The sequence below is a fragment of the Lachnobacterium bovis DSM 14045 genome, from assembly GCF_900107245.1.
GTDB classification, from domain to species: Bacteria; Bacillota; Clostridia; order Lachnospirales; family Lachnospiraceae; genus Roseburia; species Roseburia bovis.
This window is the reverse complement of record NZ_FNPG01000026.1, coordinates 19,815-46,597: the sequence shown is the minus strand read 5'-3', so window position 1 is coordinate 46,597 and position 26,783 is coordinate 19,815. Positions and strand designations below refer to the sequence as shown.

The following is a 26,783-nucleotide window of genomic DNA, read 5'->3' as shown; positions in this document are numbered from 1 at the left end:
TATCAGATGAAAGCATACTCGCATAGACTAAAAGAAGAACGAATATTTCAAAGTATGTCCAGGAAAGGGAACTGCCTTGATAATTCGATAATGGAGAATTTCTTTGGTTTACTTAAGCAAGAGATATACTATGGTGTTGTTTACTATAGTTATGAGGAATTAAAATCGGAAATAGAACGGTTTATAAAGTATTACAATGAAGAGAGAATAAAAGAAAAGTTAGGATGGATGAGTCCTGTTCAATACAGGCACCATCTTTTAGCTGCATAAAGAAAACGAGACGACCGAAGTCGTCTCGTAAAAAAGTCTAACTTTGAGGGGTCACCTCATTTTAACTGCTTCTTTTGTCTGACTGTTTTTATATACAAAAAATCCAGCACAAGCAACAGCTACTACAATTACTGCTATGATAATTGATTTAATCGTAGTTTTCTTTTTCATTTTTTCTCCTTTACATTTTTAATCATATTTTACTGTCAGCTTTGTTTTGAAATTTTATTTTATCGACAATAAAACGTGAATGACTTCCTTTACCGATAATTCCTTTCTCGTCACGAGCTTCAATTTCAAATTTAAGAGCACGATTATCGATTGCTATTAACGTAGCTGTGCAAGTCACCTTCATTCCAACTGGACTTGGAGAGACATGAGCAATGTTAAGGTTCGTACCAACACTACTTTGTCCTTTCTCTAAGTGTCCAGCAATACAATTACAAGCAGATTCTTCCATCAATGCGATCATCGCTGGAGTAGCAAAAACTTCTAATTCACCACTTTTTAAAGCTTTAGCAGTATTATCTTTTGTTACAACAACTTCTGATTCGCCTATTAATCCTATATTTAACATAATAACTCCTCCTAATATAACAAAAAACTCTCTTCCATATTCTTCTTCCACAAATCTTCCTAAACTATATTAATATGAAAGATTGGCCTCTACTTTCATATTAATTAATTCTGCTTGTAATGTAAACTAAAAAATAAACTCATAAATGCATACATTTCTAATTCCTACAAAAAAATGTATATTTATTTGTTTACAATGAATATTATATCATAAATATGCAAAAAATCAAGTATAATATTCATTTTATACATAAGAAAATAATATTTATGCACATAATTATTCATTTATGCATATTTTGTTAGCACTCATTTAAAAAGAGTGCTAATTTTCTATTGACTTTTTGTTTTTTTAGTTTTATCATCTTAATGTATAAGCAAGAATAATTAAACGCAATTAATATATTTTTGATAAAGGAGTCGATATTTATGAGTAACAATAAACATGGAAATTTATCTATTGATAGTGATAACCTATTTCCTATCATTAAAAAATGGTTATATTCTGACCACGATATTTTTTACCGTGAATTAATTTCAAATGGTTGTGATGCCATTACTAAACTTAAAAAATTAGATATGATGGGTGAGTATTCTTTACCAGCTGATTACAAACCACAGATTCAGGTTTTGCTTAACCCAGAAGAAAAAACATTAAAATTCATCGATAATGGTCTTGGTATGACAGCTGACGAAGTTGAGGAATATATTAATAAGGTAGCTTTTTCTGGTGCTACTGATTTTATTGAAAAATACAAAGACAAATCAAGCGATGATCAAATCATTGGACACTTTGGTTTAGGTTTTTATTCAGCATTCATGGTTGCTGATGAAGTAACAATTGATACTTTATCATTTACTGAAGGTGCTACTCCGGTACATTGGAGCTGTGATGGTGGTACTGAATTTGATATGACAGATGGTACTAAAGACACTGTTGGTACAGAAATTACATTATATATGAACGAAGATTGTCTTGAATTTGTTAACGAATACAAAGCGCGTGAAGTAATTTCTAAATACTGTTCATTCATGCCTACAGAAATCTACGTTAAGAATGTAACTGCAGCTGATGAATATGAAATCATCAAAAAAGAAGACAAACTTGATACAGATACTGTTATTGAAGAAATTCACGAAGATGCTAAAACAGAAGAAAAAACAAATGATAAAGGCGAAAAGGAAATCGTAGAGGTTTCTCCTGCTACAGATAAACTAAAAATCAAAAAACGTCCCGTACCAATCAATGACATTCACCCTCTTTGGGCTAAAACTCCAAAAGATTGTACAGATGAAGAGTATATTGATTTTTACCGTAAAGTATTTAACGATTATAAAGAACCACTATTTTGGATTCATTTAAATATGGATTATCCTTTCAATTTAAAAGGTATCCTATATTTCCCAAAAATCAATACAGAATATGAATCAATTGAAGGAACAATTAAACTATATAACAACCAGGTATTCATCGCTGATAACATCAAAGAAGTTATTCCTGAGTTCTTAATGTTATTAAAAGGTGTAATTGATTGTCCTGATTTACCACTTAACGTTTCACGTTCTGCTTTACAAAATGATGGATTTGTTAAAAAGATTTCAGATTATATCACTAAGAAAGTAGCTGATAAATTATCTGGTCTATGCAAAACAGATAAAGAAAACTACGAAAAATACTGGGATGATATCAGCCCATTCATTAAATATGGTTGCTTAAAAGATACTAAATTCTGTGACAAGATGAATGATTACATCTTATTCAAAGATATTTATGAAAAATATCAAACATTACCAGAATTGCTTAAACCTGTTGAGAAAGCTGATGATGAAAAAACAGAGAACAATGCAGAAAGCGAAAACGCCGATAATGCAAATAGTAACAATGCTCAACAAGAAGACAAACGTACAACTATCTACTATGTAACTGATTTAAATCAACAAGGTCAATACATTAACTTATTTAAAGAACAGGAAATGAATGCCGTTATTTTAAATAGCACAATTGATACATCATTTATTACTCAACTTGAACAACGTAATTCTGACTACAAGTTCATGAGAATCGATGCTGATTTAACTGATACATTAAAGAATGATGACGCCGATTTAGCTGATGAAACTACTGCTTTAAGCGAATTATTCAAGAAAGTATTAAACAAAGATAAATTAACTATTAAAGTTGAAAGTCTAAAGAATGATGAACTTGCTTCTATCCTTACTCTTTCTGAACAAGGTAGAAGAATGCAGGATATGTTTAAGATTTATGCCGCAAACGGAATGGGTGGAATGGATCCAAATATGTTTGCCGCTGATGAAACATTAACACTTAATGCTAATAATGAACTTGTTAAATACCTTTTTGAGAACAAGGATGCGGATGATATTTCTATGTACGTTGAGCAGATTTATGATTTAGCTAGAATCACTAATGCTCCACTTAGCGTAGATGATATGTCTAAATTCATTAAACGTAGCAATGATATTATGTTAAAAAACATGCATAAATAAATAATATATTTTAATTATGCAATAAAATGAATACATAAAAATCAATTAACTTTTAAAAAATAAAGACCGTGGGCTCTAGCTAGTCTATTTAAAATTAGCTGTTGTCTACGGTCTTTTTTACTTTATTGGTTTTTTAATATCATTTAGCTATTCTAATATAATTTTCTAAATGGATTTTTTTTACTTCTTTTAAAATATTCATTCGTTATAATTGCAATTATTATTCCTAATAACAATCCGCATAAAACGTCCGTTGGAAAATGCACGAAATTATATAATCTTGAAAATGCAATTAAAAGCGCAAATGCAATAGCGACTAAACCATATTTCTTATTATTAAGATATATCGTAACAGCTGATACCATTCCATTTAAACTATGACCTGATGGAAAAGAAAAATCCTTAGGATTCTTAATTAATAATTTCACTGAATCATCAATCCAACATGGTCTCATTCGTCTTACACTATTCTTAATTATGCCATTTCCAATAATTAGCGCTATGACCATTGCCACGAGCATTTGTATTCCACATTTTCTTGTTTTCTTACTTATTAACAAAACACATGCAAGTCCTATCCAAAACATGCCCGCATTGCCCATCTTTGAAACAATAATCATTATCTTGTCAAGAACTGAATTATGAATATTCTGCAAAGAATATAAAATATCAAACTCCCAATTCATTGTCTTGCGTTCACCACCTATCAAAAAGCTATCCTTCTACTATTAAAAATCTTCCATCTGGGAGTTCAAACACTTCACTTGCCTCTTTAATATCTTCATCTGTCATTCCAGAAATATCAGTTCCAGCCTCATTAAAGTATTGTTTTACTTCCTTGAAATTAGCACAAACGATTGCCATACAATCTTCTAAAAATGCCTCAGCCTCCTCTAATGTGTCAGCGACATTTTCTGAAAATAATTGTCCCTGTTTTTCTAAAAATGTTTCTAATACTAATTCATCATACTCGTTCATGTTAAAGATTCCTCCGTAAGCTTTTATTTGTTGCATAGAAGCACCATGATATTCTACCACAAATATAAGTCAATTCCAACACTTTTTAACTCCTGATATAATTTACTTATTGGAAGACCTACCACGTTATTATAATCACCATTTATTTTTTCTATATAGATGGCACATTTTCCTTGAATTCCATAGCTTCCCGCCTTGTCCATTGGCTCACCAGTCGCAACATATCTTTCTATTTCTTTTTCGGACATTTCACACATAGTAACATCTGTTTTTTCAAAAAAATTATGTACTCCTGCTCTACCATTTTTATCTATAAAAACAAGACTTACTCCTGTATAAACCGAATTTGTATTACCCTGAAGCAATTTTAAAGTATTTTTTGCATCTTGCTCGTCTTTTGGTTTTCCTAGAATTCTTCCATCAAAAGCAACTACTGTGTCCGCACCAATCACTAGAATATCCTGCGGTGTTGTTAGCTCAGCATGTGAAAAATTATACTCATTAAGCATTGACGCAACTTCTAATGCCTTCTGTTGGGCTAATTCCATTACCACTTCATCTGGAGATTCTTTCGTAATAATTTCTTCTCCTCTTGCTGGGCAAACTTCAAATTCAATTCCAATCTGTTCTAAAAGCTGTCGTCTTCTTGGAGAATTCGAAGCTAAAACTATTTGACTCATAACTTAATAACCTTATCTAAACTAAATGAATAGATCAACCTTTCTGCATTTTTTACATTAAAAACTCGATTTAATGCAATTTCATATAATTCTAACTGCTTCTTATAGCGTTTAATTAATTCGTCTTCATTTGATACTTTATCTGTTTTATAGTCAAGAAGAACAATTTTTCCATCTTCTATCCAAAAAACATCAATAATACCTTGAACTAAAGCTTCTTCATACAATATAACAAATGGCTTTTCGCAAAATAGATTTTCTTCTTTATCTGCCTTTGCCATTCTTAATGCTGTTTCACTGCACAAAAACTTATAAATTGCCGGCATGTATATCAAATCAATTTCATCTTTTGTCATTAATTTTTTATCAAATATTCGTCTAATCTGAACTTTTACAAATTGTTCTATTGTTTTATATGAATAATCTTCAAGTGCTAGCAATTCCTTAAATATTATACATTGTAACAATCTATGTACAGCTGTTCCTCTTTTTGCGCCTTTGTTTTCAACTTCTTCATGCTGCTCAACAAAAGTTGGTACTCTTTTTGAATCAGGCATCTGATTTTTTAACGAATCTATAAGTGGAGTTTCCTCACCTAATTCATTTTCATATGCTTCGACCATAGCACGTTTTTTTATTTCAGAAACAGAATACTTAATCTTTTTATCAATATCCTCTTTAAAAGGATAATCAAAATCCACTCTTTGCTCAATACTCGAACTGTCCTCAGGCGCAAACTCTTTTATTTTACTTCTAAGAGTCATCTCGTCTAACTTGTTTTCTGCAATTTCAACAACTGTTTCTGTAACAAGATTTTCTTGATTAACAAATGTTACATCATATTTTTCTTCCGCCTTATATGATAGAATGGCAGGCATAATCCAATCTAAATAACAATTTGCTTTATAACGCTGACTATAGTCTATAAAATGCCCCTCTTTTGCATTTCCGACATAAGAACTCATAAATTCTTCTGGCTCTTTACCTATACACCCCGTTAAAATCAATTTTTCCTTAGCTCTTGTTAATGCAACATAAAGAATTCTTAGTTCTTCTCCTAAATTATCTTTTCTTATTTTATCAATAATCGTTTTTTTTCTAAATGAACTCTTCTTATACCTTGGATTTAAGCCTCTTTCATCAATACCCAAACCTAGAGTCTGATCTAAAACGCATAGCGCCCTAGTATCTGCTTCATTGAATCTCTTATTGATATTTGACACAAAAACAATAGGGAATTCTAATCCTTTACTCTTATGTATTGTCATTATTTTTACTTCATTTGCATCCTCGCTAGAAACATCAGCTTCTCCAAAATCTATCTCGTATTTTTTTAATTGCTGAATATATCTAACAAAATGGAATACACCTTTATAACTTGTGTTCTCATAGGCAATAGCTTTTTCTAAAAGCATTTTTAAATTTGCTTCTCTTCTATCGCCCGCTGGCATAGCTGCTGTGTAATTAAGATAATTGAATTCATCATAAACCATCTGAATCAATTCATGAGTTGAAGTATCTACTACATGCCTACGCATTTTTTTATATTTTTTCCAAAAATTAAACAATTTATAGTCTAATGTCTCTTTTTCAAATACTTCACCTTCTTCGGCTTTTTGGATTAGATTTTCACAATACTCAACTACTAAATATGAAAACTGGGTCTTTTTCGCGCTTATTCTAAGTTCTGCCAATTCATCATCACAAATATTTGCAAATTCAGATTTTAAAACTGTAACAAGTGGAATATCTTGGTACGGATTGTCTAAAATCATCAAAAATGCAAGCATAGTTTGTACTTCTTTTGATGAAAAATAGCCTGTTTGAGACTGAACCGTTGTTGGTATTCCATTGTCTAAAAGAACCTTTAAAAAGTCTTTTCCTACAGTTGTACTTCTCAATAAAATTACAATATCTGAATATCTGGTTTCCCTAAGTTGTTTTGTTGCCTTATCTACAACTTTATGTTCTTCAATTAGTCTTTTTATTCTATTAGCAATCATCTTAGCTTCTAAAACACTTGACGTATCATTATTTTCTTTATTTGTGTTCTCAAAAAGAAGAATTTCAGTATCATTTCCGCTGCTTTCAACATAAGAAGCGCCACAATATAAATAAGCATCCTTATCGTAGGTGACATTTCCTAAATCATCATTCATTATTTTTTTGAATACGTCATTAACAAAATTTACAACTTCAATTCTACTTCTAAAGTTCATTGCTAAATCTATTCTTTGTTCTTTTGACTCTTCAACAACATCGAAACGGTTATATTTTTCCATAAAAAGTTCTGGTTTGGCCTGGCGAAATCTATATATACTTTGCTTAATATCTCCTACCATGAATAAATTATGACCACCTTCCGATTTTTTTGAAATTGCAGTCAAAATAGCCTCTTGAAGATCATTACTATCTTGATATTCATCTATCATGATTTCATGAATATTAGTCTGATACTGTTTAGCAACATCAGTTATTTCCTTCGTCTCAGAATCAACTAATATTCTAAGTGCAAAATGTTCTATATCACTAAAACTTGCAACATGTTTATCTCTTTTATTTTTTTCATATTCATCCATGAATCTGAGTGTTACATCTACAATTGTATTAACAAAAGGTGCTAATAAATGCATTTGTTCAACTATATCGTCTATAGACATAGCATAGTTCTTTTTAATATTATCAATTTCCTTTTTAATGCCATCTCTTTTATCTTTTACTTTAGCTACTAATTCTTTTTCTGCAGCATTTTTAATCGTTGGCCATTTAGCTGCTTTAATTCCTGATAATGCATTTTTCATCTCTTCATAATCACTTATGCTGAGACATTCTTCAATCTGATTGGCATAGTTTTCTAAATTATCAACGACTTTTTCAAGATTTTCTTTATTCTTAACTTGCTCTATCATCTCACTTAATAAAGCAAATTTTTCATTTAGAAAATATTTAGTATCCTTTATAACATTATCTAAAAAATCAGCTTTTCTAAGGTTTTCTATTTTCTTTTCTTCATATTCTTCTTTTAATGATAAAAGCCATTCTCTAGGCCAAGGGTTACTCTCAGACTCATTGGCTATTTTTAAAATCATATCTCTTATGTTATTATCTTTATTTCCATTCGAATATGTATCAACAAGATTCAAAAAGCCAAAATCTTTTTCTTCATAATATCTTTCAAAAACGTTACTGATGACATCTTGCTGTATTAGCTTTAATTCGCCCTGATCTGCTATCCTAAAATTAGGCTCTAAATTAATCTCCCCAAAATGGTTTCTTACGATACTATTACAAAAACTATCTATTGTTGTGATGTTGGCATTATGTACCAAAGTCAATTGTTTTTCCAAATTAAGATTGTCTGGATCTGCTTCATATTGCTGATCGATTGCGTTACTTATCCTCTCACGCATCTCTGCTGCTGCTGCTTTAGTAAAAGTAACAACCAACAATTTATCTATATCTACCGGATTTTCTTTATCTGTTATGATTTTTATAATTCTTTCAACTAAAACTGCAGTTTTTCCGGATCCAGCAGCCGCCGAAACTAATATATCTCTGTTTCTATAGTTTATAACCTTTTGCTGATCTTCTGTCCATTTTACATCACCCACTAGATGTCACCTTCTTTCTGCTCATTTGTATTGCTTTCGTTTTCTAGACGTTCTTCATACTCAATTTTTGCAATATCTGTCTTCATTTTTTCATAAACCTCTTCCGGATCAATCTTAACTAAAGACCTTGTCTCATATCCAAGTATCGATTTATCATATCCGCAGATTGATATAAATGGGCAAAACGTACAACTCAATGTTTTCTGTCCTTCTTCGATTGGCTTAACTTCTATGTCTCCATTTATAATTCTTTTACCATTACTTTGGATAAATTTTTTGACATATTCACAAATCAACTCCATATTTTCTTGTGATGTAACATTACTACCATTCTTTGTAAAGTTGCCATCCTTTTTTAATCCAAATGGAGCTACATTTGAAGTATAGGAACCTGAAGCAGAAGTAAATGATTCTTTATCAAATGCTTCAATCACATCCTTGTCTTGATTTAATAAACCGTCGGGTTTTAACTTTTTTAGAATATCATTTTCAATTTTTTCCTGTACATTAATGTCTGATTTATCTTTAAAAGCTTTATCATCCGCATCAATAACAGGATCATCTATTTTATAATACAAAATTCCGCCTGGAATAACATTAAAATTCTTGTACTCATCAGAATTTTTCTTAATTTCCATAGCTGCACTAAGATAAACAACTAATTGCAACTGCAATCCTTCATAAATTTTAACCAAATCAAATTTCATGTTACCCGATTTATAATCAATTACTTTAACATAAATCTTATTATCATCTTTTGCAACATCTATTCTATCAATTTTTCCCTGAAGATTAATTCTCTTTTCTTCATTTAAAGCAAATTTAATCGCATCAATATCATTTGTCTGATTAAATGAAAATTCTAATTCTTCTGGTTCGAATTTTCCTTTTTTTATCTGAAATGATAATGCCCAAATTGTTTGACGCAACACATTCTTCATTCTCTTAATAACGTGTTGATTTGTAGCCGAATCATATATTCCAATATCATCATACTCTAATACGGCTTGATCGAGTGAATAATCAGACCATTCATCACGCAATTCGTCCGAAATATCACGCCATTGTTTGTTAGCTTTTTTTACTAAATCTCCGTATATTTTTAACGCGGCATGATAAATGTTTCCTATATCAAGCGAACGAAATTCTGCTTGTTCACGTTCTTTTAAAAGTAATCCATATTTCAAAAAATGACTATATGCACACGTCACGAAGTTTTCTAAGCGTGTAACCGACATATTTATTTTCTTTCCATACAGCTCTTGGGCAACAATCTTACTTATTGGTTCGTTGAAATATCTATAAAACTTTGCTCTATAAAAACTCTCCATAGCATCAGAATCTCTTTCTGATAAAACTTTACAAAGTGAAAGCCATGTAGGATCTTCATAATCCTGATTATGAACTAAATAATTAATTGCAGTTTTCATCGTTGAAAACTCTCTGCTAATACTGTTGTCTGTCATCTTTATATCCACTAAATCAGGAAACATTTTTTTGATTGTAGATATAAAATATGAAGGTCTCGATGGATTTGTTTCACTATCATGCGTATGATAAGAAATAAAAAGCTTATCTGTTGGTTTTGTTATATTCAAATATAGATAATACTTTTGTATAAAAAACTGATCCCTTGTATTCGGTGCAAGTTCCATCTCAAATTCTTCCTCTAAAACGCTTCTTTCGAATTGCGAAATAATTCCACCTGACGATGCTGAAATAGGTATAATACCATCGTTTACACCAACAAAAATCAAACATTTTATATTGTTTAATCTAGTTCTTTCAATATCACCGATTATTACGCCATCCGCTTTTGCAGGAATTGTAGCAACTTTTGCCGATTCAAAACCAGCATCTAATAATTCTTCAAATTCTTTTGAAGTAACAATCTCATTGCCTAATAAATCTGCTATTTTTTCAAATAAATCAATTACTATATCATATATTTGGCTGTATTCTTTGGCCCTAACTAAATCACCATTTTTCTCATATTCAGCACTTTTTGTTGATAATTTTTCTTCAACGTTAAGCACTTCAAACAACCTAAAGAGCTCAGTCAATTGTTCTTTTATTGTTTTTTTGTTATTAGTCAAAAAAGATTCCCTTAACGGAAGGAAAAGATTGTAAATATATTTTCTTTTTTCATTTAATTCCTCTATAGTGTAACTAAAGTAGGTTTTATTTTGATTTTCATCATTTATATTTCTAGGATTGCTCTGATTATTTTTATTATCTTGACTATTAACGGAATTTTTTGGCATATAACTCCAATTTTTTTTCCATTTTGATCCACTGTTAATTCCTGATGCTAATGCATAATTATCAAGAACATCTATCTCTTTTATTGATAAATCGCTAAATCCACATCTTAAAAATCTAAAAACAGATTCGTATGAGTAATTAGTTCTAACAATTTCAATAGCAGCTCGTATCATCTCTATGAAAGGCTGAAAAAGAATTTTCTTAGTTTGATCTATAAAGTATGGTATTTCATATTTGCCCAAAATCTCATCTACATAATTTGAGTATCCCTCGACGTCACCTGCTACAATTGCAAAATCTCGGTATCTATAGCCTTGTGTTCTTACGAGCTTATTAATGATTCTACACGCATTTGCAAGTTCAGAACGTGGCGACTGACAGACATACATTTTAACCTCGCTATTATTTAATGACTCTGATTCTTGATTATCATTTTCATTTACCTGTTCTTTTGATGTCACTATTTTTGAATTACAAAACTTCTTAGGTTGGTGTCTAAATAAATTTTCTTCTAAAAACTTTAACTCTTCTGAATTTTTATATCTGTTTTTACCATCATTTGAAACACCTAAAACTACAGTTTCTTCAACTTCTATTCCATTTTCTTTTGCCATATTCAATAACTTGCTAATTGACTTTTTAGGCATATTAAATAAATCTTGTATTCCAGAAGTTTTCAAATAATCTTCCTTCGAATCAAGAGTAAATGTTACTGTTACTTTATCAACTATTTTAAGTAATTTCCCAATCAATTTATTTTGACTAGGTGTAAAACCAGTATACCCGTCTAAAAAAATCTCTGAATTTTTTAAAATATCAGATTTATCAGCATTTAGAATTAACTTAGATAACACATCTTCTGTTGTGATATACTTGCCCTCTAAAAATCTATAAAAACCATTATATAATGTCAAAATATCAGATAATTTTGCTTTTAAAACAGACTCATTCTCCATTTTTGATATTAAATTTTCTAAAGTCTCTGGCGTAACTTGATACTGCATAAATTCAGACATAATTGATTTTATTTTTTCTATATAGCCGATTTTGTTTATGTTTGGAGCAAAAACTGTTAAATTATTCTTTTCTTCTTGTGCTACTTTTCTTAAAACCAGACTTTTTCCTGTATCCTCAAGAATTCTAAGATTATTCATGCCAAGCTCATCAAAAATTCTGTATGCAAGACGATCAAAACTTAAAACATCTATATTCATAATTGCTTTATTCTTTGTAGCTGACACAATCTCTTTTTGTGTAACCATTGTAAATTGTTCTGGAACTATGATTAGATAATTTTTTCTTTTATTATCATTTGCTTCCTGAACAATTTTATTGTATATATAACTTGTTTTTCCACTTCCCGAATTTCCTACAACTAATTGTAAAGACATATTCCTTCTCTCCATTTTTTATTTATTAGTGTCAAACCTATCTATTTTATTATCTATATAGCACAATTGACACTATATTTGTTTTAATTAATACAACTTAAAGTATAGCATCACACTATTCTCATTTCAATGAAGTTTATCCAAAAATGATTGTTTTTCTTATACCCATTTAGTAATAATTCCACAAAACAATATACAAAATTATTTACTATAGCATCTATAAATCAATTGTAAAAAAAATCAAATATTTCTTATAAACATAACAAAAAGCCCCTAAATTTAGGGGCCTTAGTAAAATATTAGAATAACAAAATAACTGATGCTAGCAAATTAATGATGGAATAAACGTATTCCAGTAAAACTCATAACCATGTTATATTTATTACATGTATCGATAACATGATCATCTCTAATTGAGCCACCTGGTTCTGCTACATATGTAACACCACTCTTGTGTGCTCTTTCAATATTATCTCCAAATGGGAAGAATGCATCTGATCCTAATGCAACTCCTGTGTTTTTGTCTAACCATGCTCTCTTTTCAGCAGCTGTGAATACTTCTGGTTTAACTTTAAAAATTCTTTCCCATTCACCATCTGCAAGAACATCCATATAGTCCTCACCGATATATAAATCGATTGCATTATCTCTATCTGCTCTTTTAATGTTATCTACAAATTGTAAACCAAGAACTTGAGGAGACTGACGTAACCACCAATTGTCTGCCTTTTGTCCTGCTAATCTTGTACAGTGAATTCTAGACTGCTGTCCAGCACCGATACCAATTGCCTGTCCGCCTTTTACATAGCAAACAGAATTTGACTGTGTATATTTTAATGTAATCATTGCAATAGCTAAATCGATTTTTGCCTGTTCTGTTAACTTTTTGTTTTCTGTAACGATGTTATTAAAGAAATCATCATTGATATCTAATTCATTTCTTCCTTGTTCGAAAGTAATACCAAATACTTGTTTCTTTTCGATTTTTTCAGGTTCATAATTGGGATCTATTTTGATTACACAATAATTACCTTTTTTCTTTGATTTTAAAATATCTAAAGCTTCATCTGTAAAGCCAGGAGCAATTACACCATCAGATACTTCTCTTTTGATTACTAATGCTGTTTCTTTATCACACACATCAGATAAAGCGATAAAATCACCAAATGATGACATTCTGTCTGCACCTCTTGCTCTGATATAAGCATTTGCAAGTGGAGTAAACTCAACATCCATATCATCTACCCAATAAATCTTCTTTTCAACATCTGAAAGTGGAAGACCTACTGCTGCACCTGCTGGTGAAACATGTTTGAAAGATGTTGCTGCTGGAAGACCTGTTGCTTTTTTGATTTCTTTTACTAACTGCCATCCGTTAAAAGCATCTAAAAAGTTGATATAACCTGCTCTACCACATAAAACTTCAATTGGAAGTTCTCCATTTTCCATGTAGATTCTTGCTGGTTTCTGATTTGGATTACATCCATATTTTAATTCATATTCCTTCATAACTTCCAATCTCCTATTTATTCTTATTAATAATTCTGCTTTCGTATTTTCCTGTTTCGATATCTATAAATCTAGTAAACAATGAAACTTTATTATCTTCATTAAGATTTTCCCATACCATTTTTGTGAATGTATCGATATCACCATCGATTTCAACTAATGTTGGTTCACCTTCAAAACTTGGTAATGGATTTCCATCGCCCATATAAGTATGAATAAATCTACCTTCACCTGCTACAGGATTACTATATGCAAATGTGTATCTGTTGCAACATTCTGGATTACCATTGTTGCTCTTTAAAATTGACATTGCATAATTAAACTCATTATTTTCAATATGCATAATTCCCGAAATTCTAGGTGTATAGTTTGGGGCATCTGGCTCAAACTCTCTTGTGCGAAGTGCCTGCTCAAATGTCTGTTGCTTATCCATAAGTTCATAAATAGTATCTGTCTGATCACCATTTGTCACAATAGTTTTGTTTCCTAATACTCGAACTGGAGCATAAATAATCAAGCTTGGATCTGTTAATTTTGAAGGATCAAACGCTTGAGTTCTTATTCCTTCTCCATCTTCTACGAAAACACGATTTCTACTATTTTCACTTCTACCCATGATAAAGTAAGCAGTAACTGCATGTTTTCCATCTTTAGTTCTACCAATTACAATACCTCTGCCTGGGTATGTTGTTGAAGATAATTCTTCTTTTAGAGAGTTGATTTTCATATAATTTACCTCACATTCATTTATCCTTTTACATCCCCTATTCTAACATGATGTTTTGATTATTAAAAATAATTAATTTTAATCTTTTTATTAGATATTCTTATATATGTTTTAATAGTTCATCCACTCTATCCTTCCACATATAATCTGAACTAGCTCTAATATAGCCTCTATCTGCTATGCTTTGCATAAGAGTATCATTGTCTAATAATTCTGTAATCTTTTTAGGAATCTTAGAAATCTTGGTCAAATCATATGTTACCAACTCTTTTCCCTTGTTAAAATTTTCTTCAATATACTCATTTGTATCTGTAAGTGCAACTGCTTTTTGAAGCATTGCAGTCAAAACTCTTTCATGAACACCATTTTTTAGAAGAGGCATAGAATTTAACGAAATCTTAGAGTTTTGAATTACTTTTACTGCTTCTCCCGTTTCTATTCTCTCCGCACTTCTTATAATATTCCAAGGTTTATCACACTTAAACGAATCCCAATCATCTCCAAAAACATGAATCTTTATATCTGCATTTGTAATCGTTCTAATAAGTTTTTCCCTGTAAATTGTTCTTAAACAAAGATTAATTGTACTTAACTCTTCTACTTTTTCTGGAAACTCTTCTTCAGAATACTCTATTTTTTCATCGTCTAAAAACTGTCTTAAAATTTCTTCAAATGAAGCTTTTTTATTTTTACTTAACAAAACCAAAATCTGTTTTACCTGATTGAATTTAAAATCTTCTCCAAAATCCATCTTACTAAGCAAATTCTGCACCGGAATATAATTTCCAATAAAAGTGACATCCATTTCCCTATCTTTTATTGGCAAAAGATAACTTCCATAATCTAATATTTTCTCATAATCCCTATATTTTACTCCATAAGATACATCTTCTACTTTAATATCCTCACCTAGAAATCCCATATTATGGTCTATTCTAATGTTTCCCGCAAGTGGCAAAAAATATGCTTTATTTTTAGGATAATATTGTTTTACATACTCAAGATAATCATAATCTATGCAATATATAACCATTTTCTTATTTTCTTTTTTTAATCTATCATGGAAAAAACTAGGGTGATCTGTAATTATATTAATATATTTGAATCTATATTTACTCCAGATTGGTATACCATCTTCATCTTGAAAAAAAATCTCATTATTTAAGCCCCTATAATTGAACGTTATAAGCATTACATCATCATCATCAATAAATTCATCTAAGCCAGACATGGTTTCAATAATATTAGAATAATCAATAAAATACGTATCTATTTTTCTTTTTTCCAATTCAAGCGCTATCTCTTCAGACGCATATCCCCAATTTGATTTATCGCCTTTTAATAATACCGCCTTTTTTATTTTTTTCATTTATTACCCCCCTTGTAAAAAAAAGGACTCCTAAACAAATTAGAAGTCCTTTACCATTCAACAAATTAGTTCTTAAAGCTATGAACTGGAGCAGGAATTCTTCCTCCACGATTAATAAAATTCTCACATGAATAATTATTAACTGGCATTACTGGAGCATATCCAAATAAACCACCAAATTCAACTTTATCTCCTACTTTCTTACCAATTGCTGGAATCAAACGCGCTGCTGTTGTCTTTTGATTAATCATACCAATAGCCATTTCATCGGCAATAATTCCAGAAATTGTTGAAGCTTTTGTATCTCCTGGGATTGCAATCATGTCCAAACCTACTGAACATACACAAGTCATTGCTTCAAGTTTTTCGATAGTAATTGCACCTGCTTCTACAGCATTGATCATTCCCTGATCTTCACTAACTGGAATAAATGCACCACTTAATCCACCAACATATGATGAAGCCATGATTCCACCTTTTTTAACCTGATCATTTAAAAGTGCAAGAGCTGCTGTTGTACCTGGAGCACCAGCATATTCTAAACCAATCTCACATAATATATCGGCAACACTGTCACCAACAGCTGGTGTTGGAGCAAGTGATAAATCAACAATACCAAATGGAATATCTAATGCTTTAGATGCTTCCTTAGCAACTAACTGTCCTACTCTTGTTACTTTAAATGCTGTTTTCTTGATTGTTTCACAAAGTACTTCGAAGCTTTCTCCACGAACGCTCTCTAATGCTTTCTTAACAACACCTGGTCCACTAACACCTACATTAATGATTGCATCAGCTTCAGTAACACCATGGAAAGCACCTGCCATGAAAGGATTATCATCTGGTGCATTACAAAATACAACGAGTTTCATACATTCAGCTGAATCATTATCCTTAGAATTATTAGCTACTTCAAGAATAATGTTTCCTAATAATTTAACCGCATCCATATTTATTCCGACTTTTGTAGAACCTACATTAACTGAGCTACAAACTCTCTCTGTTGTATGTAATGCTAAAGGAATAGATTTAATTAATAATTCTTCTGCTGGTGTCATACCTTTTGAAACAATAGCAGAATATCCGCCAATTAAGTTAACTCCAACATCTTTTGCGGCTTGGTCTAATGTTTTAGCGATAGAAGCAAAATCTTCTACTGTCTTACAAGCAGATCCTCCAACTAAAGCAATTGGTGTAACTGAAATTCTTTTATTAACGATTGGAATTCCATAACTTCTTTCAATATCGTTACCAACCTTTACAAGGTTTTTAGCTAATCTTGTGATCTTATTATAAATATTTTCATTTAATTTATCTAAATCTGAATCAATACAATCTAAAAGACTTATACCCATTGTGATAGTTCTAACATCAAGGTTTTCTTTTTCGATCATTTCATTTGTTTCTTTAACTTCAAAACTGTTTATCATAAATTAGAGTCCTCCATCTACAATTTATCGCATTTTTCTCAAAAAAAATTAAATTCTATGCATTTTATTGAAAATTTCTTCTCTTTGACATTTAATAGAGACTCCAATTTCTTCGCCTAATTTTTCCATTTCTTCATTGATAACTGCAAAATCTTTTTTAGCATTCTGCATATCAACAATCATCATCATATTGAAATATCCTGATACTATTGTCTGTGAAATATCTAATACATTTACTTCACTTTCTGCTAAATATGTACAGACCTTAGCAATGATACCTACTGTGTCTTGTCCTACAACTGTAATAATGCTCTTATCCATTTTTCTCTCCTTTTACTAAACACAAATTCTTTCTGACAATTCATCTCTTTTTGCAATTTTAATTGGAAAATCATCTGCTTTATATTTATGATCTCCTAAAGTAACTTCAAGACGAACTGTTTCGTACGCTAGCTCCTCCAAATTATTATCTTTACTAAGGTGCCCTAGCATAACGGTTCCAAATTTATCATGAAGAAGATGACCTAATAATTGGCCACTTCGTTCATTCGATAGATGTCCCTTGTCTCCAAGGATTCTTTGCTTCAAAATATATGGATATTTACCAACCTGAAGCATATTGATATCATGATTGGCTTCTAATAACAATGCATCAAGATTCTGTAGTTCTTTTACAAGTTTTTCATCATATGTACCAAGGTCTGTTACAACTGCAATCTGCTTTCCTTCATGACTAAACCTATATGCCACTGGCTCAGCCGCATCATGCGAAATTGGTAATGCATGTATCTTAATATCTCCAATCTCAAAATCTGTATTTGGTTTGATTACTCGAAATAAACTTTCATCTATCTTTCCTACACTCTTGCTGTTTAAAATACCTTTAATGGTACCTTGTGTAGCATAAATTGGAAGGCCATATCGTCTTGATATAACTCCAAGCCCTCCAATATGATCAATATGTTCATGAGTTACCAAAACACCTTTTATTTCGCTAGTTTTCAAATCCAAACCATTTAAACCATTTTCAATTTTCTTGCCACTAATTCCAGCGTCAACTAAAATGTGGTTATTATCGGTTCCAACGTATATGCAGTTTCCGCTGCTACCGCTTGCTATACTACATAATTCTAACATTTACATCTCTTTCCAATAAACTTCAATCTTGTCGCCTGTGTGTATTTCTTCTGTAAATCTAGCATCACGACCATTTAATGTTGTTACGATGCCACGACCTTTGCTATTATTTAAATCGAAATTTATTTTATCAAAAATATCAACAAATACGTAAGAATTCTTATCTGTTAAGGTCACAGGATTATTATTCACTGTCACTATGATTTCTTTTTCCTCTTCAGCTTCATCATTCTCACCATGATTAACATTATAACTACTATCTTTGTCTTCGTCTAGATTTTTTTTCAAATCATACGAAATTTCTAAATCAACTCCTTCTTCACGAGGATTTTCTTTTCTAAAAATGCTATTATATTCATCTGTTTTTTCATATTCTTCATCAAATGTCTCATCAAAATTGTCACAATCTTTATACTCAACGTCAAAATATAACTCCTCATCGTTATTCTCTGACTTCGATATGTTTTGCTGTTCCTTTGAATTTATATTCTCATCCTGTATTGCCTCTGTCTGACCTTCTAACGTTGCATTTTTTTCCTCTGACATCATATGATAATTACCCAAACCAATACTTGCACCTCTTAAAGACTCCTGATATTTTCTTTCCTTAATTTGCTCTTCAGATGCATAATAACTTGCATTTTCCACATGATATTCTTTAACTGTCCATTCTATTGAAAAATTCTCATATACTAAAGAATCCATACTTGCAATTCTATTATTTACATAAATATCTTCATCTAAATCTACTTCAACATCCATAAACTCTGCCACTTGTTCAACTGTATAAAAGCCTCTATTTTCTATTATATCTCCGTCTTGTATCTCATAAGAAGAAGGCTCAAGGACTCCATTTACCTCTAAAAACTTAGGACAATTAATCAATCGTCCATTAACTATAAAAGTCATAAATGCTGTTGTATATTCTTCTAGATCATTAATAGTATATTTTGCTTCTTCACCTTTAGTCGAAGGTATAATCTCCACATTACAGTTAGGTTCAAGCGGAGTATTAATATTTGCTGGCTTTCCATTTAGTGTTATAACTGCTGGTTCGCCCACTCCACCCCTAACAATTCTTTTATTTCCATTAACTGTAAAGTTAAGTGCTTTACCACTTCTTGGAAACAGTTTTTCATTAGAAACACCTGCCTGTAATGCGGCATCAACTATTGTCAAACGATTATTATCATATAATTTCATTCTTTCACCATTAAAACGAATCATAATGAAATTATTTTTTTGATCATAATAATTTAAACAAATTCCGATTGGAGTTACTAATAAAGGATCTTTTTTTATATCATCTTGAAGGAACGTAACTTCTTTTAGGACTTCCTCTCCCCTCAATGCTACTCTTTCTTCTGGTAAATCCAAATATTCAGCAAGCTTCTTTGTAAAACCATGTACCTTTCCGCCACCTCCGACTACAAAGGTTGCACTTACTGTTTGTCCACCGTTTAATTCAATAATTTTTTCTGCTACTTCTGAAGTGATTCTATCTACGACTTTATCTGTCAACTCCCATACTTCTTCTGCTGAAACTGTATGTTTAATTGACATTATATCTTCATATGTTACTTCTTCATCCACTGTTGACGATAATTTAATGTGTTCTGCCATCTGAAAATCAACTAAATACTGCTGAACAATTTCTTCAGTCAGCTCATCCCCAGCATGTGGAATCATACCATAAGCAGTTATCGAACCTTCCTTCGTTATACAAATATCTGACGTACCTGCTCCAACATCTACAAGTGCAATATTTAACATTCTATAATTTTCTGGGATTGCAACGTTTATAGCTGCTATTGGCTCTAATGTCAAATTGGCAACAGACAATCCTGCCTGACCTACCGCAGAATATAAGCCATCAACAACATCTTCTGGCAAAAAAGTAACTATTATATCTTCTGCAATTTTGTTTGCTTTATGTCCTTCAAGACTAGTAAAAAGATCATCGTTTAAATAAGATTTGACTACTGAATAACCTACACAATAGAACTTGTAATTTGTATCATTTTTTTCTGATAATAAATCCTGTGCTTTTTCAACACCAATTAAATCAAGTGTATGAATATCTTCTCCTGTTACAACTGATTCTTCAGGATAAATGTACTCTGCACGACATGTCACTGTTTTTAAAACACGACCTGCTGCCGCAATACATACTTCCGTAAGTGGCTGATTAATCTGAACTTCAAGTTCTTCTTTTACAAGCGAAACAACTTGTGCTACTCGTCCTATGTCATGAATCTGTCCATCAAGCATAGCTCTTGTTACATGCTCTCTTACAGTTTGTGCTACTACGACAAATTTTCCTTCGTCAGTACGATATCCAACTGTTCCTACTACATTTCGCGTTCCAATATCAATACCCAACACCAAATTTTCTTTTGTGCCTTCTAAACCATTCATCATTCGTTCCACCCCTCAAAACATTTTCAATTTGTAGAAAAGTCTCCTCAAGTGAATGATTATTATCAATTACGACCTTACACTTTCTAACAAACACCTCTTCTGGTAATTGACTAGAAAAAATATTATTTATTTTTTCATCTGAATATCCCCTTGATTCTTTCAAACGTTTTCTACGATTGTCCTCACTAGTATAAATATACCAAAGTTCATCACAAATTGCATCATAATTTTCTTCTATGAGTAATGCGGCTTCAAGCACTAATACATCAAGCTGTCCTCTCTCTTTTTCAAGGGCAAATTGTTCTTTTACGTACTCTTTAACCGCTGGATGCACAATATTATTTATCTTCTGTCGGTTCTCTTCTGAGAAAAAAATCAATTTAGCTAAATTCTGTCTGTCAAATTCACCATTTTCATCTAAAATGCTGTCTATTCCTGTAATTTCTATGTTTTTAAAGGCATCACAGATAGCATCAAAAACTTTCGTTCCTGATTTCATTAAATCATGTGCAATCTCATCTGCAAGCATAACTCTGTACCCTGGTTTATTGCTTAAATAATTTAAAATTGCTGACTTACCAGCGCCAACTCCACCTGTAATACCTATAAACTTCATTTTACCTTCTTGTGTCTCCTTTTATTTAGTACAAATCTAATGAGCATCATACCAATTTGTGCCGACCTGAGTATCTATTTCTAGATCAACAGATAAATCAGCTGCCCCCTGCATTTCTTCATTTAATATCTTTTTAACTTCATCTAGTTCGCTTTCCTTAGCCTCAATTAACAATTCATCGTGTACCTGAAGAAGCAAACGAGATTCTAATTTTTCTTTAAAAATACGATCATGTACTCTAATCATTGCAATTTTAATAATGTCTGCTGCTGTACCCTGAATTGGTGAATTCATAGCAACACGCTCACCAAATTGTCTTGTCATAAAATTGCTTGATTCTAGTTCGACCATTGGTCTTTTTCTATTAAACATTGTAAGTGCATACTTGTTTTTCTTAGCACTTTCAATACAATTGTCCAAATACTCTTTAATCTTTGGATACTGTACAAAATAGTTTTTAATGTATTCCGAAGCATCTTTTCTTGAAATTCCTAAATCTTTACTAAGTCCAAATGCACTAACACCGTATACTATACCAAAATTTACAGCCTTTGCGTTTCTTCTTTGAAGAGGTGTAACTTCCTCAAACGGAACATTAAATACCACTGAAGCTGTACTTCTATGAATATCTTTTCCATGCTTATATGCATCTATTAATTTTTCATCACCAGATAAATGAGCTAAAACTCTAAGTTCAATCTGCGAATAATCTGAATCCACAAAAACAAATCCTTCTTTTGCATGAAAAACTTTTCTAATTTGTTTACCCAACTCAAGTCTAATTGGAATATTCTGTAAGTTTGGTTCTGTTGAACTCAATCGACCTGTAGCGGTTACTGTCTGATTAAACGTTGTACGGACTCTGTTGTCCTCTTCTATATAATTTCTAAGTCCATCCGCATATGTTGATTTAAGCTTAGCTAATTGTCTATACTCTAAAATTTCACTAACAATTGGATAATTAGCCTTTAAGCCGTCCAAAATATCTGCTGATGTTGAATATCCTGTTTTAGTCTTTTTTGCATTTGGCAATCCTAATTTTTCAAATAAAATAACTCCAAGCTGTTTAGGTGAATTAATGTTAAACTCTTCACCAGCCTTTTGATAAATACTTTCCTGAAGTTGTGCAATTCCTTTGTCGAGGTTGGTTGAGTATTCTTTTAACGCATCCGCATCGAGAATAATTCCCTCTTTTTCCATTGAAGCTAAAACAAATACAAGTGGCATCTCTATATCAACAAAAAGATGTAACATATTCTCTTTATCAAGTCTATTCAAAAGAGTATCTTTAGCCACAAATGGAATATAACTTTCATACGCAACATACTCAATAGCTTTATCCTTATCACTATTATACATATCCTCAAAAGATTGTTTACCGAAAAATTCTTTCTTGGTTGGAATCATAATATCTGAATATGATTTAGCAATGTCATCAAGTGGATATTCTCCAATTGTCGGATTGATAAGGTACGCTGCAACAGAAACATCAATAAATTTATTTCTATATGCAATATATTTATCAAAATCTTCTGCAGGATCCAAAATACCATCCTGTCCTAAAATCTTAATCTGGGATTTAACATCCCTAGAAATTAGCCTTCTAGCAGTTGTATCTTTTATTTTATTTTTAAGGTAATCACTTGATATTCCATTACCTGTCTCCATAAAATAAATTTTATCTTTTAAAAATGTAAGACTAAGTCCATATAATTCTTCTTCTGTTTTAGAAGCGAAATCAAAAAGACCTAATTGTCCATCATTATCCTGATGAAACTGTCCTACATTATTATTTTCTCGCTTTACAAGATAAAAAGCAACATCTTTATCTATAATTTCTTCGAAAATTTTATCAGCTTTTTCTATTGTATCTACAACTTCTATCAATTCTGAAACATTAAATGATTCTTCCTTGGTATCAAATCTGCCCAATAAATTTTTGAATTCTAATTCTTTACACATCAAATATGCTTCTTTAGTGTATAAATCATCAATACTATCTATTCTAGCTTCTTCGAAATCATACTCAATAGGTGCATCTGTTAAAATGGTAGCCAATTTCTTACATAAAACTGCATCATCCCAGTATTCAACAATATTCTTTGATGCTCTTGGTGGTTTAATTACAGCTGCATTTTCATGAATTGCTTCGATGCTTCCATATTCTGCGACCAGCGTTTTAGCTGTTTTTTCACCAATTCCAGGTACTCCAGAGAAATTATCTGAACTATCTCCCTGAAGTGCCTTAACATCAATAAATTCCTTAGGAGTTACTCCATACGCTTCTTTTACATCTGCTGCATAATAATTTTCTATTTCTGTTCCAGTACGTTTAGTCTTGGGAATTCTGATAAGCACTTTATCTGTAGCAAGTTGAAGCAAATCTCGATCTCCTGAAATAACAGCAACATTCATACCCTCTTGTTCTGCTCGATGAGCTAATGTTCCTAATAAATCATCAGCTTCATATCCTGCCAATTCAATGATTTTTACACCCATAGCCGTTAACATTTTTTTCATTAATGGTACTTGCTGACGTAACTCTTCATCCATCGATTTTCTGTTGCCTTTATATTGTTCAAACATTTTATGGCGAAATGTTGGTGCATGAACATCAAAAGCTACCGTAATATAATCTGGCTTTTCTTCTTCTAAAATTTTAAACATAATATTAATAAATCCATAGACCGCATTCGTATGCAACCCTTGTGAATTTGTTAAGTCTGGCAAGCCATAATACGCCCTATTTAAAATACTATGTCCATCTATCAACACTAATTTTTTACTCATAAAATGTTAAACCTTTCTTTTAAATTGCTCTTGTATATTTCTTTAAGAATTCAAGCTCATCACCTTCTAAATATGGTGAAACAACTTCATAAACTCTCTTGTGATACTCATTTAATCTATTCTTTTCAACGCTTGTCATTAAATCTGGATCAATAGCATCTAAGTCAATTGGTACATATGTGATGTTTTCAAAATACATGAATTGACCATACTCATTTTTAACACCTTTACAACATACTAGTTCATTTTCTGTACGAATACCAAATTTACCTTCAAGATAAACGCCAGGTTCATCTGTTGTAATCATACCTTCTTCAAGTACGCCACCGTCGTTTCTTTCAGCGACCTGTCTCCATCTAAATCCGTTTGGTCCTTCATGTACATTTAAAACATATCCTACACCGTGGCCTGTACCATGTTTAAAATCTAACTCTTTTTCCCAAAGTGGCTCTCTTGCTGCCAAATCAAGGTTAAGTCCTGTACATCCGTATAAGAATTTCATATTTGCAAGATTCATATTTGATCTACAAATCATAGTAAAGCATTCTTTCATTTCCTGAGTAACTTCACCAAGTGCAAATGTTCTTGTAATGTCTGTTGTTCCTTCAATATAGTGTCCGCCAGAATCAACTAATAAGAAGCTTCTTGGTTCTAGTGGGATATCAGTTTCTTTAGTTGCAGCATAATGAACAATGGCACCATGTACATCGTATCCACAAATAGTGTTAAAACTTAAATCTAATAGACCTTCTTGTTCTCTTCTTAATTTTTCTAAATGATCTGAAGCTGAGATTTCTGTCATCGGAATTTTACCAACATTTGTCTTTAACCAATACATGAATTTACACATTGCTACAGCATCTTTAACGTGTGCTCTTCTTGTATTATCAATTTCTGTTTTATTCTTAATTGCTTTGAATAATGTTGTTGGTTCAATCTCATTAACAATTTTAATTTCACTATCAAGTGCTGATGCAACTCTATAGTTTATAGCTGATAAATTAACTAAAACCGTCTCTCTTTTCTTAATTGTTGCAACATATTCATAAAATGATTCATATGGTTTCGTTGTAATATTGTTAGCTTCAAGATAAACTTTTAACTCATCATCTATTATTTCTTCTTGTAAAAACCAAATACATTCATCTTCTGTGACTGCCAAATATGATAATACTACTGGCACGTAACTAATATCATTACCTCTTACATTTAATAACCAAGAGATATCATACAAAGAAGACATTAAATGAACTGTTGCTTTTTTCTCTTTCATTTTGTCTCTTAAACGTTTTAATTTGCTTTGTGTGCTTTCTCCTGAATATTCTTCTTTTAAAATCCATGCTTTTTCTTTTGATAATGATGGTCTATCTTTCCAAATTAAATCTATTAAATCTTCTTTAGAATAAATTTTACCGTTTTTTCTATTAGCTATACACTCAAGTTCTCTTCCCCAAGTTGCATTTACTACTCTTCCATCAAATCCAATAGTTTGTTCTTCTGATAATTTATTCTCAATGAATTCATTAACTGTTGGAACATTTTCTTCGCCCATTTTATATAAGTCAACCGTTGTGCCTTGTAATTGTTTTTCTGCCTGAACGAAATATCTTCCATCTGTCCATAAACCGGCTTCATCCATTGTAATAACAGCCACACCTGCAGAACCTGTAAAACCAGTAATAAATTTTCTTGCTTTAAAATATTCACCTACGTACTCTGATTCATGAAAATCAGCTGTTGGAACAACGTAAATAGAAATGTCTCTCTTTCGCATCTGCTCTCTTAATGCTTTTAATCTTTCTTTAATCATTAATCTTGTCCTTCTTTCGTCTCAAAAAATCTAGTATCGAGTTCTGGATAACTTCTCTTTAAAGAAATTGGTTTACCAGCTCTATTTAAAAAACAATGTGAACTCTTAGCTGTTGTTCTAAGTTCGCCTGTCTCTTTATCTGTAATCGTATATTCTAATTCTAGTCTTATTCCATTATAATTTGTAATCTTTGTCTCAATAACAACAACATCATCAAAATGAACCATGCTTACATATTTAACTTCTATCTCTAATACCGGACTAATAATCTCTAAATCTTCAACTTGTTTATAATTTAGACCTATCTGATCCATCATATCCATTCTGGCTTCTTCCATCCATTTTACATAATTTGAATGATGGATTATACCCATCTGATCAGTCTCGTAATATTTTGCACGACGTTCATAAGGTTTGATATGTACTGCCTCTGGAATGCCTGCAATCTCAACTTCATGCTTAACCATTAAAAATCACTCCATTCCGAATATATTTTAATTTATTATCTCATATTAAGGCGATAAATTCAAGAATATAGCAAAAGCCCACAGCTGAGAGTTTATTAATTATTCTCAACTGTGAGCCTTAATTTATTTTATAAATTATGAATTAAAGATTTTTATTGATGTTCTTATTATTTGTTTATTAATATCATTTAGTTTGCTTTTGTAAATTAGGTTTTAAATTAGTTTCTTTGT

19 protein-coding genes are annotated in these 26,783 nt (G+C 31.3%); 2 read left to right on the top strand and 17 right to left on the bottom strand.

The window, feature by feature from the left end; all coding sequences use genetic code 11:
- Nucleotides 1–270: IS3 family transposase (locus BLV79_RS10180; RefSeq protein WP_143470252.1), on the top strand; the 270-nt coding region annotated here is incomplete at its 5' end.
- A 193-nt stretch (nucleotides 271–463) separates the two neighbouring features.
- Here BLV79_RS10180 and BLV79_RS10175 read toward each other — a convergent pair.
- Complete coding sequence (locus BLV79_RS10175) at nucleotides 464–847, bottom strand: thioesterase family protein (RefSeq protein WP_074718677.1); 384 nt, start codon at nucleotides 845–847, stop codon at nucleotides 464–466.
- Nucleotides 848–1,272: 425 nt separating this feature from the next.
- Here BLV79_RS10175 and htpG point away from each other — a divergent pair, with 425 nt between their 5' ends.
- The gene (htpG, locus tag BLV79_RS10170) at nucleotides 1,273–3,351 is read left to right on the top strand and encodes a molecular chaperone HtpG (RefSeq protein WP_074718667.1); all 2,079 of its coding nucleotides are present in this window, start codon (nucleotides 1,273–1,275) and stop codon (nucleotides 3,349–3,351) included.
- Nucleotides 3,352–3,503: 152 nt separating this feature from the next.
- Here the strand turns inward: htpG and BLV79_RS10165 are convergent, their stop codons facing one another.
- The 16 genes from BLV79_RS10165 to BLV79_RS10090 all read right to left on the bottom strand — a co-directional run bounded on the left by BLV79_RS10165 (nucleotide 3,504) and on the right by BLV79_RS10090 (nucleotide 26,552).
- Nucleotides 3,504–4,037, bottom strand: a complete 534-nt coding sequence (locus BLV79_RS10165) for a phosphatase PAP2 family protein (RefSeq protein WP_074718675.1) — start codon at nucleotides 4,035–4,037, stop codon at nucleotides 3,504–3,506.
- Nucleotides 4,038–4,065: 28 nt separating this feature from the next.
- On the bottom strand, nucleotides 4,066–4,329 hold the full coding sequence (locus tag BLV79_RS10160; protein WP_074718665.1) for a glyoxalase: 264 nt from the start codon (nucleotides 4,327–4,329) through the stop codon (nucleotides 4,066–4,068).
- Between the two features lie 53 nt (nucleotides 4,330–4,382).
- Nucleotides 4,383–5,009: a Maf family protein gene (locus BLV79_RS10155; RefSeq protein WP_074718663.1), complete on the bottom strand. Its 627-nt coding sequence runs from the start codon at nucleotides 5,007–5,009 to the stop codon at nucleotides 4,383–4,385.
- Nucleotides 5,006–8,620 carry a helicase-exonuclease AddAB subunit AddA gene (addA, locus tag BLV79_RS10150; protein WP_074718661.1) on the bottom strand — a complete coding sequence of 1,205 codons (3,615 nt, stop codon included), beginning with the start codon at nucleotides 8,618–8,620 and terminating at the stop codon, nucleotides 5,006–5,008. Before addA ends, BLV79_RS10155 begins: the two co-directional genes overlap by 4 nt.
- Entirely contained in the window at nucleotides 8,620–12,276 is a 3,657-nt protein-coding gene (locus BLV79_RS10145; RefSeq protein WP_074718659.1) for a PD-(D/E)XK nuclease family protein, read from the bottom strand. The genes addA and BLV79_RS10145 overlap by 1 nt, the downstream gene beginning before the upstream one ends.
- A 330-nt stretch (nucleotides 12,277–12,606) precedes the next feature.
- Nucleotides 12,607–13,794 carry a phosphoribosylaminoimidazolecarboxamide formyltransferase gene (locus tag BLV79_RS10140; protein WP_278320474.1) on the bottom strand — a complete coding sequence of 396 codons (1,188 nt, stop codon included), beginning with the start codon at nucleotides 13,792–13,794 and terminating at the stop codon, nucleotides 12,607–12,609.
- 4 nt (nucleotides 13,795–13,798) lie between these two features.
- Nucleotides 13,799–14,512: an IMP cyclohydrolase gene (locus tag BLV79_RS10135; protein ID WP_074718655.1), complete on the bottom strand. Its 714-nt coding sequence runs from the start codon at nucleotides 14,510–14,512 to the stop codon at nucleotides 13,799–13,801.
- Nucleotides 14,513–14,612: 100 nt separating this feature from the next.
- Nucleotides 14,613–15,881 carry a glycosyltransferase family protein gene (locus tag BLV79_RS10130; RefSeq protein WP_074718653.1) on the bottom strand — a complete coding sequence of 423 codons (1,269 nt, stop codon included), beginning with the start codon at nucleotides 15,879–15,881 and terminating at the stop codon, nucleotides 14,613–14,615.
- 65 nt (nucleotides 15,882–15,946) lie between these two features.
- Complete coding sequence (locus BLV79_RS10125) at nucleotides 15,947–17,311, bottom strand: PFL family protein (RefSeq protein WP_074718651.1); 1,365 nt, start codon at nucleotides 17,309–17,311, stop codon at nucleotides 15,947–15,949.
- Nucleotides 17,312–17,359: 48 nt separating this feature from the next.
- On the bottom strand, nucleotides 17,360–17,632 hold the full coding sequence (locus BLV79_RS10120; protein ID WP_074718649.1) for an ACT domain-containing protein: 273 nt from the start codon (nucleotides 17,630–17,632) through the stop codon (nucleotides 17,360–17,362).
- 15 nt (nucleotides 17,633–17,647) lie between these two features.
- The gene (locus BLV79_RS10115) at nucleotides 17,648–18,448 is read right to left on the bottom strand and encodes an MBL fold metallo-hydrolase (protein ID WP_074718647.1); all 801 of its coding nucleotides are present in this window, start codon (nucleotides 18,446–18,448) and stop codon (nucleotides 17,648–17,650) included.
- Complete coding sequence (locus BLV79_RS10110) at nucleotides 18,449–20,866, bottom strand: cell division FtsA domain-containing protein (RefSeq protein ID WP_074718645.1); 2,418 nt, start codon at nucleotides 20,864–20,866, stop codon at nucleotides 18,449–18,451.
- On the bottom strand, nucleotides 20,820–21,485 hold the full coding sequence (coaE, locus tag BLV79_RS10105; RefSeq protein WP_074718643.1) for a dephospho-CoA kinase: 666 nt from the start codon (nucleotides 21,483–21,485) through the stop codon (nucleotides 20,820–20,822). Before coaE ends, BLV79_RS10110 begins: the two co-directional genes overlap by 47 nt.
- A gap of 36 nt (nucleotides 21,486–21,521) precedes the next feature.
- Nucleotides 21,522–24,275, bottom strand: a complete 2,754-nt coding sequence (gene polA, locus BLV79_RS10100) for a DNA polymerase I (protein WP_074718641.1) — start codon at nucleotides 24,273–24,275, stop codon at nucleotides 21,522–21,524.
- 19 nt (nucleotides 24,276–24,294) lie between these two features.
- Nucleotides 24,295–26,085: an aminopeptidase P family protein gene (locus BLV79_RS10095; protein WP_074718639.1), complete on the bottom strand. Its 1,791-nt coding sequence runs from the start codon at nucleotides 26,083–26,085 to the stop codon at nucleotides 24,295–24,297.
- Nucleotides 26,085–26,552 carry an acyl-CoA thioesterase gene (locus tag BLV79_RS10090; RefSeq protein ID WP_074718637.1) on the bottom strand — a complete coding sequence of 156 codons (468 nt, stop codon included), beginning with the start codon at nucleotides 26,550–26,552 and terminating at the stop codon, nucleotides 26,085–26,087. The genes BLV79_RS10095 and BLV79_RS10090 overlap by 1 nt, the downstream gene beginning before the upstream one ends.
- Nucleotides 26,553–26,783: the final 231 nt, after the last annotated feature.

Coding starts and splice junctions, on each gene's coding strand:
- BLV79_RS10095 (WP_074718639.1), bottom strand. CDS start 26,085: ATGATTAAAGAAAGATTAAAAGCATTAAGAGAGCAGATGCGAAAGAGA.
- BLV79_RS10120 (WP_074718649.1), bottom strand. CDS start 17,632: ATGGATAAGAGCATTATTACAGTTGTAGGACAAGACACAGTAGGTATC.
- BLV79_RS10130 (WP_074718653.1), bottom strand. CDS start 15,881: ATGAAAAAAATAAAAAAGGCGGTATTATTAAAAGGCGATAAATCAAAT.
- htpG (WP_074718667.1), top strand. CDS start 1,273: ATGAGTAACAATAAACATGGAAATTTATCTATTGATAGTGATAACCTA.
- polA (WP_074718641.1), bottom strand. CDS start 24,275: ATGAGTAAAAAATTAGTGTTGATAGATGGACATAGTATTTTAAATAGG.
- BLV79_RS10145 (WP_074718659.1), bottom strand. CDS start 12,276: ATGTCTTTACAATTAGTTGTAGGAAATTCGGGAAGTGGAAAAACAAGT.
- BLV79_RS10160 (WP_074718665.1), bottom strand. CDS start 4,329: ATGAACGAGTATGATGAATTAGTATTAGAAACATTTTTAGAAAAACAG.
- BLV79_RS10090 (WP_074718637.1), bottom strand. CDS start 26,552: ATGGTTAAGCATGAAGTTGAGATTGCAGGCATTCCAGAGGCAGTACAT.
- coaE (WP_074718643.1), bottom strand. CDS start 21,485: ATGAAGTTTATAGGTATTACAGGTGGAGTTGGCGCTGGTAAGTCAGCA.
- BLV79_RS10175 (WP_074718677.1), bottom strand. CDS start 847: ATGTTAAATATAGGATTAATAGGCGAATCAGAAGTTGTTGTAACAAAA.
- BLV79_RS10125 (WP_074718651.1), bottom strand. CDS start 17,311: ATGATAAACAGTTTTGAAGTTAAAGAAACAAATGAAATGATCGAAAAA.
- BLV79_RS10165 (WP_074718675.1), bottom strand. CDS start 4,037: ATGAATTGGGAGTTTGATATTTTATATTCTTTGCAGAATATTCATAAT.
- BLV79_RS10110 (WP_074718645.1), bottom strand. CDS start 20,866: ATGAATGGTTTAGAAGGCACAAAAGAAAATTTGGTGTTGGGTATTGAT.
- BLV79_RS10135 (WP_074718655.1), bottom strand. CDS start 14,512: ATGAAAATCAACTCTCTAAAAGAAGAATTATCTTCAACAACATACCCA.
- BLV79_RS10155 (WP_074718663.1), bottom strand. CDS start 5,009: ATGAGTCAAATAGTTTTAGCTTCGAATTCTCCAAGAAGACGACAGCTT.
- BLV79_RS10115 (WP_074718647.1), bottom strand. CDS start 18,448: ATGTTAGAATTATGTAGTATAGCAAGCGGTAGCAGCGGAAACTGCATA.